Raw genomic sequence first — 12,795 nt, forward strand, 5'->3', positions numbered from 1 at the left:
TTGGTGCCCGTCGTTCGTCTACACGTCTACGAGGGTGATGAAGGCGCTCAGTTGGGTGAGCGCCTCGACGCTGCGGGGCAGCGAGTCCGTGAGCGCTGGCGAGTAGACAAGCCACGCCGCCCACTGGGCGCGCGAGATGGCGACATTGAGCCGGTTCGCGAGCAGCAGGAAATCGAGGCCGCGCGGCGCCTCCTCCGCAGAGGACGCCGCGAGCGAGACGATCGCGACCGCAGCCTCCCTGCCCTGGAATTTGTCGACCGTGCCGACCGGCACCGCAGAGTAGCCGGCCGCCCGGAGACGTTCCCGGATCAGGGCGACCTGGGTGTTGTATGGAGCGACCACGATCACGTCCGTCTCGCCGAGCGGGGCGGTTCGCCCGGCGGATGTCCACGGCCGGCCGATGGCGTCCCGCACGAGCCCGACGACGACATCCGCTTCTTCGATCGACGAGGTCGCGTTGTCGGCGTGGCGCACCGGAACGGGATGCAGCCCGGGTTCCAGCCCGGCGAGAGCCCGGTCGGAGGGGTGCGAACGGAGTTTGCCCTCGTAGGAGAGCGTCGAGACGGGCGCACAGACGGCCGGGTGCATCCGCCAGCTCGTGGAGAGGAAGTATCCGAGGTCGGCGGGCAGCACCCGGTGCCCGTCCGTGAGCCAGCCGAGCGCGGAGAGGTCCACGGGTTCGGGGTGCGTGCCCTGGCTCACCTGCGGCAGCTGTTGCGGGTCGCCGAGGAGCAGCAGTCGCTCTGCGGAAACGGCCGCGGCGATCGTGCTCGCGAGGGAGTACTGGCCGGCCTCGTCGATCACGAGCAGGTCGAGCGAGCCTCGCGGGATCCGCTCGACGTTGCTGAAGTCCCACGCTGTCCCGCCGAGCACCCAGCCGCCCGGCCGGCCGGTGAACGCGGCGAGGCCCTTCGCATCGAGGGCGAGCCAGGGAGTAGCGGTGCGTTCCTCGCCGGTCTTGGGCTTCTTGCCGACCCGGTCCTGACCGAGCCCGACGTCGGCACCGGCCTCGACCACTGCGCGCAGCATGTTCTCGACCGCCGCGTGCGACTGCGCGACGACGCCGATCCGCCAGCCGTGGCGGACGACGAGGTCGGCGATCACCCGCGAGCCGACGAAGGTCTTCCCGGTTCCTGGCGGGCCCTGGACGGCGAGGTACGAGTGGTCGAGGGCCAGCACGGCGTCACGGATGGCGGCCCGGGTGTCCCCTGCGGTGACGAGAGGCAGGGTATCGCCGGCTCGGAGTCGGGGCGGCACCCGTCGCAGGATGTCGAACGCGGCATCCGCGAGCGGGAGCGGCCACGCGGACAGCACGGCCCTGCCCCACTGGGAGATGGCGCCGACCTGGCTGCCGGGCGGCGGAGGGGTTCCCGGAGTGAGGGCGACCGGGAGGGCGTCGTGGTGGGGCGCGTCGCGTTCGAGGATCTCCTCGACGAAGAGCACACCGTCGTCTGCGACACCGTCTTCAGCGGCACCGCCGAAACCCCCGTCGGCGCCCACCTGCACGATGGTCGCCTTGTTGTGGGCGGTGCGGGCGCCCGGCTCGTCGCTCCGTCGAATCGGCGGATACGGCGGGTCGTACACGAGGAACGGCTGTTGCCCGGCCTTGATCGAGCTTCCCGGCGCCGGGGTGCCCTCGAGCCGGAGCAGGCGTCGGTCGAGGACCTGCCTGCCCTCGCGGTGCCAGCCGATCTCGACACTGGCGCGCACGACAGAGAAGACGTCCATGGTGTCCGACCAGTCCTCGAGGGGCGAGGAGAGCCGGGAGAAGTGGTCCCACCAGAACGATTTCTGCTCACGGCGGTGGTAGTCGATCGCCGCGGCAGCGAGGGCGAGGGCGGTCTCGTCGCGCGTGCGGCCGGACGGCGGCACCTGTTCGAGCAGGGCGGTCAGTTCGAGGTAGACCGGGTCGGGTTCCCGTTCGGGGACCGCGATCGAGAGCTCGCCGGCATCACCCCGGAAGCCGAGGCGTCCGGCCGCACCGTCGCCGAACGCGCCGTCGTCCGCGGAGCGGTCGAGTAGCCAGTCCCGCAACCGCCTCGTCGAACGGCAGTCGTAGGCGTTGTACCGCGCGATGTCCTCGAGGACGGCCGCAGCGGCGTCCGCCTGGCCGGCGGCGAGGAGCTCGCCCGCGTGCGCGTACTCGGCGATCGAGTCCGCGGCGTTGTCGACGCCTTCCCTGGCCTCCTCCCCCATGTACAGCGGCTCGAGCTTTTTGAGCGAGTAGCTGCGGCTGCCGACCCGGAGGCCCTGCCGCACGATCGGGTACAGGTCGACGAGCACGTGGTTGCGGAGCAGGTCGTCGACGGCGTCCTCCCCGACACCGTGCCGGGCGGCGAGACTGAGCAGGTGGGTGCGCTCGTAGGGGGCGTAATGGTAGATGTGCAGGTCGGGGTGCCGTTCCCGTCGTTCCTGCACGTAGGCGAGGAAGGCGATGAGGGCCTGGCGTTCCTCGGCGTGACTGTGCGCCCAGAAGGCGCGGAAGGTGTCGTCGGGTTCCACGAGGCCGAACAGGTAGTCGAGGCCCCACACCACGGTGCCGGCCGAGGCGTCGTCCGCACCCTCCTGGTAGAGGGGGTCACCCTCGAAGTCGAAGAAGATGTCCCCCGCGCTCGGCCGTGGAAGTGCGGCGAGCGCCGGCGGGTTGGTCACCTGCCAGGCGAGCGGTCGGCCGGGGTGCGGGTCGAGTTGCAGCCGGGCCTGTGCGCGCAGGGTCGAGAGTGTCGAATCGGTGATGCCGACCACGGGCCCCGTCGACGCGGCGAGCTCCTCGATCGTCCTGATGCCCGCGGCGCGCAGGCGGGCACGCTGCGAGAGGCGCAGTTGGGCGACCAGGAGCACGTCCCCATGCAGTTGCACCTGTTCCTCACAGACCGCGCAGCGGCCGCAGGCGACGTACCGGGGGTCGCCCCAGGGGGTCGGCGCGGTGTCTGCGAGGCGTTCGTCGATCAGGCCCTCGAGTCGGGCCCGCCTGGCCCGGTACACCGGCAGGATGTCGGACAGCCGGTGCGAACTGGTGCGCCCGTCGCCGAGCAAGAGGTGAACCCGCTCGCCGGTGCGGATGCCGAGGCGTTCCAACTGGTCGCTGTACGCCGCAAGTTGCAGCAGCGCGGTGACCTTGGCCGATCGGGCCAGTTTCGTGTCGTAGACCTCATAGCTCGGGCTCACCGGGGCTCCTCCTGCCGCATCATTCGGCTCCGGCGAGCGGATGATGAAGTCCGCGTACCCGAGGAAGCGCCCGTCGAAGAAGGCGGCCTGGAACACGACGCCGGCGCCGGCGCGGAGGGCCTCGGCGCTCAGCCGGGCGGCTTCGAGGATCGCAGCGCGCTCGGCGCGGGCGGGACGCTCGATCTCGACGACGGGCCCGGACGAACGGAGCCGGTTCAGCATCCGCAGGCTCATGGGCGTCGCCGAGTACCGCCGTGCGAGCGAGCATGGCGTCAACGGGGTCCGGTACCGGGTCGATCCGCCCGAGGCGGGCATCCAGCCGGCGCAGCGCGGCCCATTCGCAGACCGCGGCCGCGCTCAGGTCGCTCGCCGAGTACACGACGGTGACAGGGTCAAGCAGGAACACGACGGCCTCCCGAAAGGATCTGACCCGAGGCTAACCGAAGCCACCGACATGCGGCTGCTGTGAGCCGGCTGTGGAATCCCCCACAGCGCGGAGCGGCCCATTAGCCTCGACCCAACGGCAGTGCTGACGTGGCCGGGCTCACCTCACGGGGAGGCTCCGGAGGGTTTCCTCGACGTCGGACTCCGTGACCTCACCGACGAATTCGAAAAGGACACACCGTGAGCGAAACCACCAGCACGAGCCCGAGCGACGACACCACCGGTACGGCGACGGGCCCCGACGGCCACATCATCCAGGACTGGACCGACCTCGGGAAGGAGATGTGGTCGTACCTGACCGGCAAGAGCGCCGTGATCAACTACACCTTCATCGACATGGCCGTCGAAGTCCCGCGGGACATCGGACCGGACGCCCCGCGGGCGACGTGGAAGCTGAACGGCACCCTCCGCGTCACGACCAGCGAAGGTCCTGCCGTCGAGTCCATCGCCAACTGACCATGGCAACGACCACCCGCCTGGACATCGATCTCGCCTTCTCCCTTGCCGAGCCGAACGGTCAGCAGGGCGGCGAGCGGATGCAGGGAACGATCACTGCAGCGGGAACCGACGTCGAGATCTTCGCGAGCCGGCCGGAGCTCTTCCTGCAGACGAGGACGATCACTCTCAAGGAGGTCCGCACCCTCGCGGCCGACCTGGCCGAACGGGGGCTCTCGGTCTCGCTGAGCGGTCCGAACGGGCTGGTCGTCCGGCTCGGTGCGATCCCGGCCCAGCGGCTGCAGCGCCTCCTGACCGGGTCCGCGCATGTCGCTCTCGGTACGCGGGCGGCGCTGGCGCCGCTGCTGCGCCGTCGCAGGCGTGCCAGCGGGGCGGAAGCCGCACCGGTCGTGACCCTGCCGCCCTCCACCCTCTTTCCCCTGGTGCCGACGCTCGACCGCCGCATCCGGCGAACGGTGACGACCACGCACTACACCCGCGGATCCGGACGACCCCGGCTGATCTTCGTCGTCGGGTCGGAGAACTGGGACGGCAGGCCGCCCCGCCAGTTCGACCTCATGCCGGAGACCACGACGATCGGATCGAGTCCGGACGCCGATCTGAGGCTCGACGGTCTCTCCCCCATCCACGCCGAGATCCGGCATGACCAGAACGACGAGTACGTGCTGTTTCTCCTCGGGCCCGTCGCTCCGGGAACGGAGTCCCAGGGCATCGACGGGAGTCGTTCGGCGGAGGGCGGACGGATCCTCCGCACCGGAGCGCGCATCGAACTCGGGCCATGGCGGATGGCGTTCTTCCGCGAGGAATTCGCCGATCACGGTCGTCCGTACGGCGGCAGGGTGGGCGGGGAACTGGCGTACCAGAAGCCGCAGCCCGCTCGCCGGACCACGGCGACGCCGCGGCCGGCCGCACCAGGGCGGCCGGCCTCCTAGCCGCGCAGACCCGGCGTTCAGCCGGCCGCTGTCCCGGCGTCCTCGTCGTCAGACCGGCTTGTCCGCCGGGGTGACGGCGGCGGATGCCTGGGCGCCGGCATCCGCCTCGGGCTCACGTCCGTCGCGGTGCGGCGCGGTTCCGGAGAGCCGCAGGGTCGCGAGCAGCCCGATGACGAGGAAGCCGGCCGCCGCAAACGCGGAGTACCGGGTGCCCTCGCTGAAGGCGTCGCGCGCGGCCGCGGCCACGGCAGGGCTCTGGGCTTCGAGGGCGGGGATCGCCGCACCGGCGCTGTCGACGACAGCGTCGACGACCTGGGTGCGCGCAGACTCTGGCAACCCGGGCACGTCCGCGAGCTTCGCGTCCAGCGAGGAGCCGACCGAGGTGAACAGCACGGTGCCGAGCACCGCGATGCCGAGCGCGGAGCCGATCTGCCGCGCGGTCGAGGAGGTGCCTGAGCCCTGGCCGCTCTTCTCGACCGGCACGTCCTTGAGCACGACCCCGGTCAACTGGGCGGTCGCGAGGCCGACGCCCATTCCGTACACGAACAGGAACGGCACGATCGACAACCAGCTCGCGTCCGCGGTGATCACGAGGCCGAGGCCGGCGACGCCGACGATCTCCAGGACGATTCCGACCCGGACGATCATTTCCGGGGACACCCGGTTGCCGTACGCGCCCGCGAAACCACTCGCAACGAAGGAACCGATCGCGAGCGCGAGCAGCACGAACCCGGTCTGCAGGGCGTCATAGCCCAGCACGTTCTGCAACCAGAGCGGCAGGGACAGGATGATGCCGAACTCGCCGAGCGACACGATCAGGGCCGCGATGTTCCCGTTGCGGAAGGAAGCGATCCGGAACAGTGAGAACGCGAGCAGGGTGGTCTTTCCGGCGCGCTGGCGGGAGAGACCCCAGAGGATGAAGGCCGTGCCGGCGAGGAGGGTGATCGCGAAGGCGATCGGGATCGGTGAAATCGAATACGGCCAGGTGAAGCCGCCGATCACCATCGGCTTGTTGGTGAGCCACCAGCCGTAACTGCGGCCCTCGATGAGCCCGAAGACGAGGGTCGCGCTGGTGATCACCGAGAGCACTGCGCCGACGACGTCGACCCGGCGAGGTTCACCGGCGTCCTTCGACTCGGAGACGAAGACGAGCACGCCGATGACGATGATCACGCCGAGGGGAACGTTGATGCCGAAGGCCCATCGCCAGGAGAAGTACGTGGTCAACCAGCCGCCGAGCAACGGCCCGACCGCGACCATGCCGCCGATCGTGGAGCCCCAGATAGCGAAGGCGATGCCGCGGTCCCGCCCGCGGAAGTTCGCGTTGATCAGCGACAGCGTGGTCGGAAGCACCATGGCGCCGCCGATGCCCTGGATCAGGCGGGCTCCGATCAGCAGGTCGCCCGATTGGGCCGCCGAGGCGAGAACGGATGCGGCGGCGAAGATCACGACGCCGAGGAGCAGGATCCGACGCCGGCCGTACCGGTCCGCCAGCGTGCCGAAGACGAGCAGGAGGGCGGCGAAGACGAGGGTGTAGCTTTCCTGGACCCACTGCACCTGGGTCGAGGTGATCGCGAGGTCCCGCACGATCGAGGGGATCGCGACGTTGATGATCGTCGAGTCGACGATGATGAGGGCGACGGCGACGCTGATGAAGACGAGGCCGGCCCAGCGGCGGCGCGGAGACTCGGTGCGGGCGGCGGGTGACGTGGAGGTGGCTGGGTGCTGGTCGGTCATGCGACTACCGTTCGGGTCGGTGGGGATACGGGGAGTTCGGCCATGCGCAGGCGCGCACCGACGGTGACGGCGATCACAAGCACCACGGCGGCGAGTGCCGCGACACCCGCGGGCATGGAGAGCGGGGCGCCGCCCAGTCGCGCGACGGCGAGCCAGCCGAGTCCCCAGGCGAGGGAGGCAGCCGGGGCGAGCCGGCCGTGACCGTCGATCGCGAGCAACCCACCGACAACCGCGGCGACCGCGATGACGGCGACCGCCCACAGGTCGGGGTCGAGCCCGAAGCCCGTGAAACCGGCGGCGACGAGCACGGCGGTCACGTTCGCAGCGGTCGCGACACAGACCCAGCCGAGGTAGAGGCCCATGGTCCCGTCGACGAGGATCGTTTCGACGATGTTCTTCGGGCGTGAGGCCAGGGTGAGCCGGAAGGTCCAGACGAGCACCGCGAGCAGAGCCACGATGACGGGAACGCTGAGCCAGAGCTGGTCGAACTGGATGCTCAGAATCCACGCTGCGTTCAGGATCAGCGAGGCGAGGATCGGGTATCCGAGCAGACGTTGCCGGGGATCGCTCCGCTGCGCCGGCAGGCACTGCCAGATGGCGTATCCGACCAGGCCGAGGTAGATCGGCGTCCAGATCGCGAACGCGGGCACCGCAGGCGCGATCAGGGTCGCGTCGGCCGCAAGCGCGCCGCCGGCGGCATCCTGGATGGGCGTGCCGCCCGCTGCGCCCGACCCGATGAAGGATCCGACGAGGGCGACGATCGCGCCGATCACGACGAGGACCTGCCGCCGGAGATCTCGAGAATTCATCTCACTCTCCTAGATATAAGTCAACTGAACAAGATGACGTTAGCACCAGGGAGCGCGAAAGGACAGTGCGCGTGGGAACCGCTGACTCCTGGCCGGTTTCTCACGACCAGCCGGAGCTCGCCCAGCGGAGCCTCGACGGGCCCCTGGACCAGTATCGTGCGCGATCGAGAGTACGCCCCGCGGAACGCGACGTACCCCGGATCAGTAGTTGTAGGCGATCGAGCAGGTCTGCTGGCTCGCTGTCTGGCCGCGCAGGCCGGCGATTTGGACGGGCGCCGCTGGATCCGTCGCCGCGGGTGTCGGTGTGCCCGTCGCGGCACCGGTCGCCGAAGCAGAGGGGGTGGGCGTCGGGGTCGCCGTGGCGGCGGGCGTCGCGACGGGCGACGACGTGGGGTCGAGTTCGGCGCTGTTGCCGAGGGATTCGGCGTCGAGGGTGAAGGACTGGTCAGCCGTCACCGCAGCGAACAGTTTCTTGGCGAGCGCCGTCGAGGGCACGAGCTTCGCAAGGTTGTCCGGGTCTGTCGCCGAGGGGTACTGCACGAACACGAGCTGGTTCAGGTCGATGTCCTTCAGGGCGAGCGCCATGCTGACCATGGTCGGGATATTGGCGAGCGACGTGGAGAGCTTCAGGTTCGTCCCTGCCGCCTTCGCGAGTGCGGACAGCTTCGACACGTCGGTGAGCGTCGCGCTGCTCTTCATCACGCGCATGAGCGAGGACATGTAGGCCTGCTGCGAGGAGATCCGGGACAGGTCGCTGCCGTCGCCGACGCCGTGGCGGCTGCGCAGGTAGGACAGGGCCTGGGTTCCGGAAACGACGCTCGTTCCCGCGGGGAGGTCGAGTCCCGTGTACGGGTCCTTGATCGCATCGTTGAGGCAGATCGGGACGCCACCGACGGCGTCGGCCATCGCGACCGTGCCCTCGAAGGAGATCAGTCCCGCGTATGGAATGGTCAGCCCGGTCAGCGCAGAAACGGTCGAGACGACGCAGCCGAGGCCACCCCTGCCGAAGGACGCGTTCATGGCCGTGGACGAAACGGACTTCGACACCTTCCCGGTGTCGGGGTCCGTGCAGGCAGGCTGGCTGACGACGAGGTCACGGGGAATGCTGATCACGACCGCGCTCTTATGGTCGGCGGAGACGTGCAGCAGGATGTTGACGTCGTTGAGGGTGCCGGTGCGTTCCCCATAGGCCGCCGACTGGGTGAGGGAGTTGTCCACTCCGACGACCAGAACGTTGAAGCCGCCCTCGAAGGAGCCGAGCTGGGGCATCGCGGGGAGGTCGGTCGCCCCGTTGGAGATGTCGACCGCGTTGGCCGAAACCTTAGTTGCGAACTGGCTGACCGCGATGGCCGCAACGGATGCCCCGCTCACGAGGACGACCGCGAGCGCGATCGCGAGGGCCTTGATCAGGGCGAGCGTCGTGTGGCTGCGACTCGGTCGGCGCCGGTGACGGATGAGTGTGGCCGCCCTGGCGTGCCTGCGGGCGTCCGCGCGACCCTCGGGCCTGTGATTCGTCAACAAAACCCCTAATTGCGATCCATGGTCAGAATCTTCACGATAGTTGCCGGTCCCGGATGTTTTCTGGACTCGGGCTATGAGACTCACAGAAACGGCTGTGTCAGGCTGGGAGCATGCTGATCAACCGGGTGCACCACATCGCCATCATCGCGAGCGACTACGAGCGCTCGAAGAGGTTCTACCTCGACGTCGTGGGCTGCACGCTCGAAGCGGAGTATTTCAGGGCCGAGCGCGACTCCTGGATGGGCAAGCTCGCCCTGAACGGCGAGTACATCCTCGAGTTGTTCTCGTTCCCGGACACTCCGCCCCGGCGCAGCGGACCGGAAGCGCTGGGCCTGCGCCACCTCGCGTTCGAGGTCGACGACGTTCCCGGTGCGCGCACCGAACTCCTCGGCAAGGGCGTCGACTGCGAGGAGCCTGCGCGTCGACCCGAACACGCACAAGGCGATGTTCTTCTTCAGGGACCCCGACGGGCTGCCCCTCGAGATCTACCAGGGCTGACCCCCCTCTGACCGAACGCCCTGCTGTGGTCGGCTGAGGTGTCGCATATCGACGTTCCCGGGCTGCGGGAACCTCGATATGCGACACCTCAGCGAGACCACCGAGCTGGTTCAGGGGATCGCGGGTGCGGCTACTCGGGGGGAGGAGCTCGAAGACGATGCCGTTGTCGCGGACGCTGATCCGCAGGCGGTCGAGGCTCGGCACGACGAGGTCGGCGTCGAGCTGGTCCATGGTGTGCGTTCCGGCGACACCGATTGTCAGGCATCCGGCCGCCCGGCCGGCTTCGAGCCCGGCGGGGGCGTCTTCGACGACGACGCAGCGGCTCGGGTCGGCGCCGAGCAACTCTGCCGCCTTGAGGAACGGCTCCGGGAACGGCTTGCCGCGCGGGGTGTCGTCGATCGTCACGACGGTCGCGGGAACGGGGAAGCCGGCCGAACCGAGCCGGCCGAGGCACAACGAGCGGGCGCACGAGGTCACGATGGCGCGGCGGCCCTCCGGCAGGCTCTGCATGAGTTCCGCCGCCCCTGGCAGGATCTCGATGCCGTCGAGGTCGTCGAGTTCGAGTTCGAGCACCCGGGCGATCGACCACTCGATCTTGTCCGCGGGGACGAGCCTGGCCACCATCTGCCGGGCGGGCACGCCGTGTTCGGCTCCGTTGAAGGAGGGGCCGAGGCCCGCTTCGGCTCCCCAGCGCCGCCAGGCCCGGTCCACGGCCTTCGTCGAGTCGACGAGGGTGCCGTCCATGTCGAAGAGGACGGCATCGAAAACGCGGCCGAGGAGAACGTGCCCGGCATCACCATCCGTGCTGCTGCTCGTGCTGCTCTTCGTCATGCTCGCGGCGTTGGTGAGGCCCTGCTCCATGTGCTGTTTCCTTCCGTGAAGCCGCGATAGCCGGCTTCGGTACTCCCCCAATTCTCCCTCAGGTCCGGTCTCGCTACGCTGAAGACCATGACTACTGCTCCCCTCGGACCTCCCCTAGCCGCGAAGAAGCCCGTCGAACGCCTGCACCACAACGACCTCTTCGTCGACGACTACGAGTGGCTGCGCGACAAGGAAAGCCCGGAGGTCCTCGCCCACCTCGAGGCCGAAAACGTCTACACGGATGCCCGCACCAGGGCGCTCGCTCCGCTTCGGGAACAGCTTTTCAGCGAGATCAAGGCCCGCACCCGCGAGACCGACCTCAGCGTGCCCGTGCGGGAAGGCCAGTGGTGGTATTACACCCGCACGGTCGAGGGCCAGGAATACGGCATCCACTGCCGGGCACCGATCTCGGGCCCGGACGACTGGGCGCCGCCGGTCCTGGACCCCGAAGCCGAGGCTGGAACGCCCGGCGCCGAGGAAACGCCCGCCGCAGCATCCGTCGTCGGCCGGGCAGGCCTGCCCGGTGAGCAGGTGCTCCTCGACGACAACGCCGAGGCGGCCGGGCACGACTTCTACGCACTCGGCAGCTTCGACGTGAGCGCGGACGCCACCCGGCTGCTGTACGCCGTCGACACCGAGGGCGACGAGCGGTACACGATCCGGGTGCGCGACCTCACGACGGGCGAGAATTTCGCCGACGAGATCACCGAAACCGGCGAAGACGCCCTGTTCGAACCGAGCGGCCGCTACCTCTTCTACACGACCGTCGACGACGCCTGGCGCCCCGACACGGTCTGGCGGCACGAGGTCGGCACAGACCCTGCGAGCGACGCGCAGGTCTTCCACGAACCCGACGACCGGTTCTGGGTCGGCATCGGGCTCACCCGCAGTCGCAAATACCTCCTGATCGAGGCCGGCTCGAGCGTGACGACCGAGACGCGGCTGCTCGACACGGGCGATCCCACCGGTGACTTCGCGATCGTCTGGGCGCGCCGCGACGGCGTCGAGTACGACGTGGAGCACGCCGTCCTCGCCGGGGAGGACCGGCTCCTCATCGTGCACAACGACCACGCCGTCAACTTCGAACTCGTCGACGTCGCAGCGGCAGACCCGGACGGCCCCCGGCGGATGCTGCTGCCGCACGACGAATCCGTCCGCCTCGAGGGCGTCGACGCATTTCGCGACTTCGTCATCGCCGAGTACCGACGCGACGGGTTGACCCAGATCGCGATCGCGTCCCTCGGGACGGAGGCCGAGGCATCCGCTGCCACGGCGGGTACCGATGCCCCCGCCGGCGTTGCCGGCCCCCTCGCATTCACCGAGCTCGCCTTCGACGAACCGCTCTTCACCGCGGGCACCGGGGCGAACCCCGAGTGGGAGCAGCCGACGATCCGGTTCGGCTACACGAGCTTCGTCACCCCGTCGACGGTGTACGACCTCGTCGTCGCGACGGGCGAGCGCCGCCTGCTCAAGCAGCAGGCCGTGCGCGGCGCGTACGACCCGGCACGGTACGAGCAGCGCCGCGAGTGGGCGACGGCCGCTGACGGCACCCGCGTGCCGATCTCGCTCGTGTACCGGAGCGACCTGGTGACCCCCGGCGAACCCGCGCCGACCCTGCTCTACGGCTATGGGTCCTACGAGATCAGCATCGACCCGACTTTCAGCATCTCCCGGCTCAGCCTGCTCGACCGCGGACTGGTCTACGCGATCGCGCACGTGCGCGGTGGCGGCGAGCTCGGCCGACTCTGGTACGAGCACGGCAAGGAACTCGAGAAGCGCAACAGCTTCACCGACTTCATCGACTGCGCCAGGCATCTGATCGACACCGGCATGACCGCGCCCGACCGGCTCGTCGCCGAAGGCCGCAGCGCCGGCGGCCTGCTGATGGGCGCCGTCGCGAACCTCGCCCCCGAGCTGTTCTCCGGCATCCTCTCCGGCGTACCGTTCGTCGACCCGCTCACCTCGATCCTCGACCCCTCGCTGCCGCTCACGGTCATCGAGTGGGACGAGTGGGGAGACCCGCTGCACGACCCGGAGGTCTACGCGTACATCAAGTCCTACTCACCGGTCGAGAACGTACGGGACACGCACTACCCGCGGATCCTCGCGGTCACGAGCCTCAACGACACCCGCGTGCTCTACGTGGAACCGGCGAAGTGGGTCGCACACCTGCGCGAGGTCGGGGCGGATGTGCTGCTCAAGACCGAGATGTCCGCCGGCCACGGCGGGGTGTCCGGCCGCTACGCCCGCTGGCGGGAAATCGCCTTCGACAACGCGTGGATCCTCGATGCGGCCGGGGCGTACCCGCTGCCCTGAGCCTGCGGCAGCGTGAGAACATGGGGGAATGTCGCAGACCGGGCCCCCCGCAC

At 69.5% G+C, this 12,795-nt stretch carries 8 protein-coding genes and 1 pseudogene; 4 read left to right on the forward strand and 5 right to left on the reverse strand.

The features are described from left to right. Positions 1 to 18 precede the first annotated feature (18 nt). A complete protein-coding gene (locus KIV56_RS06010) occupies positions 19 to 3,402 on the reverse strand; it encodes a TM0106 family RecB-like putative nuclease (RefSeq protein WP_348648480.1) in 3,384 nt (1,127 codons plus the stop codon). A gap of 390 nt (positions 3,403 to 3,792) precedes the next feature. Between KIV56_RS06010 and KIV56_RS06015 the strand changes: the two genes are divergently transcribed. Next, positions 3,793 to 4,068 (forward strand): hypothetical protein, encoded by a 276-nt coding sequence (locus tag KIV56_RS06015; RefSeq protein ID WP_416173000.1) that lies wholly within the window; start codon positions 3,793 to 3,795, stop codon positions 4,066 to 4,068. Between the two features lie 2 nt (positions 4,069 to 4,070). Next, positions 4,071 to 5,000: an FHA domain-containing protein gene (locus tag KIV56_RS06020; protein ID WP_281535525.1), complete on the forward strand. Its 930-nt coding sequence runs from the start codon at positions 4,071 to 4,073 to the stop codon at positions 4,998 to 5,000. A gap of 48 nt (positions 5,001 to 5,048) precedes the next feature. Here the strand turns inward: KIV56_RS06020 and KIV56_RS06025 are convergent, their stop codons facing one another. The 3 genes from KIV56_RS06025 to KIV56_RS06035 all read right to left on the reverse strand — a co-directional run bounded on the left by KIV56_RS06025 (position 5,049) and on the right by KIV56_RS06035 (position 9,064). After that, positions 5,049 to 6,737 (reverse strand): DHA2 family efflux MFS transporter permease subunit, encoded by a 1,689-nt coding sequence (locus tag KIV56_RS06025; RefSeq protein WP_281535526.1) that lies wholly within the window; start codon positions 6,735 to 6,737, stop codon positions 5,049 to 5,051. Continuing rightward, positions 6,734 to 7,546, reverse strand: coding sequence for a TspO/MBR family protein (locus KIV56_RS06030; protein WP_281535527.1), 813 nt, complete (start codon positions 7,544 to 7,546; stop codon positions 6,734 to 6,736). The genes KIV56_RS06025 and KIV56_RS06030 overlap by 4 nt, the downstream gene beginning before the upstream one ends. Positions 7,547 to 7,747: 201 nt before the next feature. Continuing rightward, positions 7,748 to 9,064 (reverse strand): LCP family protein, encoded by a 1,317-nt coding sequence (locus KIV56_RS06035; RefSeq protein ID WP_281535528.1) that lies wholly within the window; start codon positions 9,062 to 9,064, stop codon positions 7,748 to 7,750. A 113-nt stretch (positions 9,065 to 9,177) separates the two neighbouring features. Between KIV56_RS06035 and KIV56_RS06040 the strand changes: the two genes are divergently transcribed. Further along, positions 9,178 to 9,576, forward strand: a complete 399-nt coding sequence (locus KIV56_RS06040; RefSeq protein ID WP_281535529.1) for a VOC family protein — start codon at positions 9,178 to 9,180, stop codon at positions 9,574 to 9,576. A gap of 238 nt (positions 9,577 to 9,814) precedes the next feature. Here KIV56_RS06040 and KIV56_RS06045 read toward each other — a convergent pair. Next, positions 9,815 to 10,426: pseudogene (locus tag KIV56_RS06045) on the reverse strand (HAD-IA family hydrolase); the annotation flags it as partial. An 87-nt stretch (positions 10,427 to 10,513) separates the two neighbouring features. On the opposite strand from KIV56_RS06045, the gene KIV56_RS06050 reads away from it, so the two are divergent. Next, a complete protein-coding gene (locus KIV56_RS06050) occupies positions 10,514 to 12,742 on the forward strand; it encodes a S9 family peptidase (RefSeq protein ID WP_281535530.1) in 2,229 nt (742 codons plus the stop codon). Positions 12,743 to 12,795 lie beyond the last annotated feature (53 nt).

The organism is Cryobacterium breve (assembly GCF_027594785.1).
Classification (GTDB): Bacteria; Actinomycetota; Actinomycetes; order Actinomycetales; family Microbacteriaceae; genus Cryobacterium; species Cryobacterium breve_A.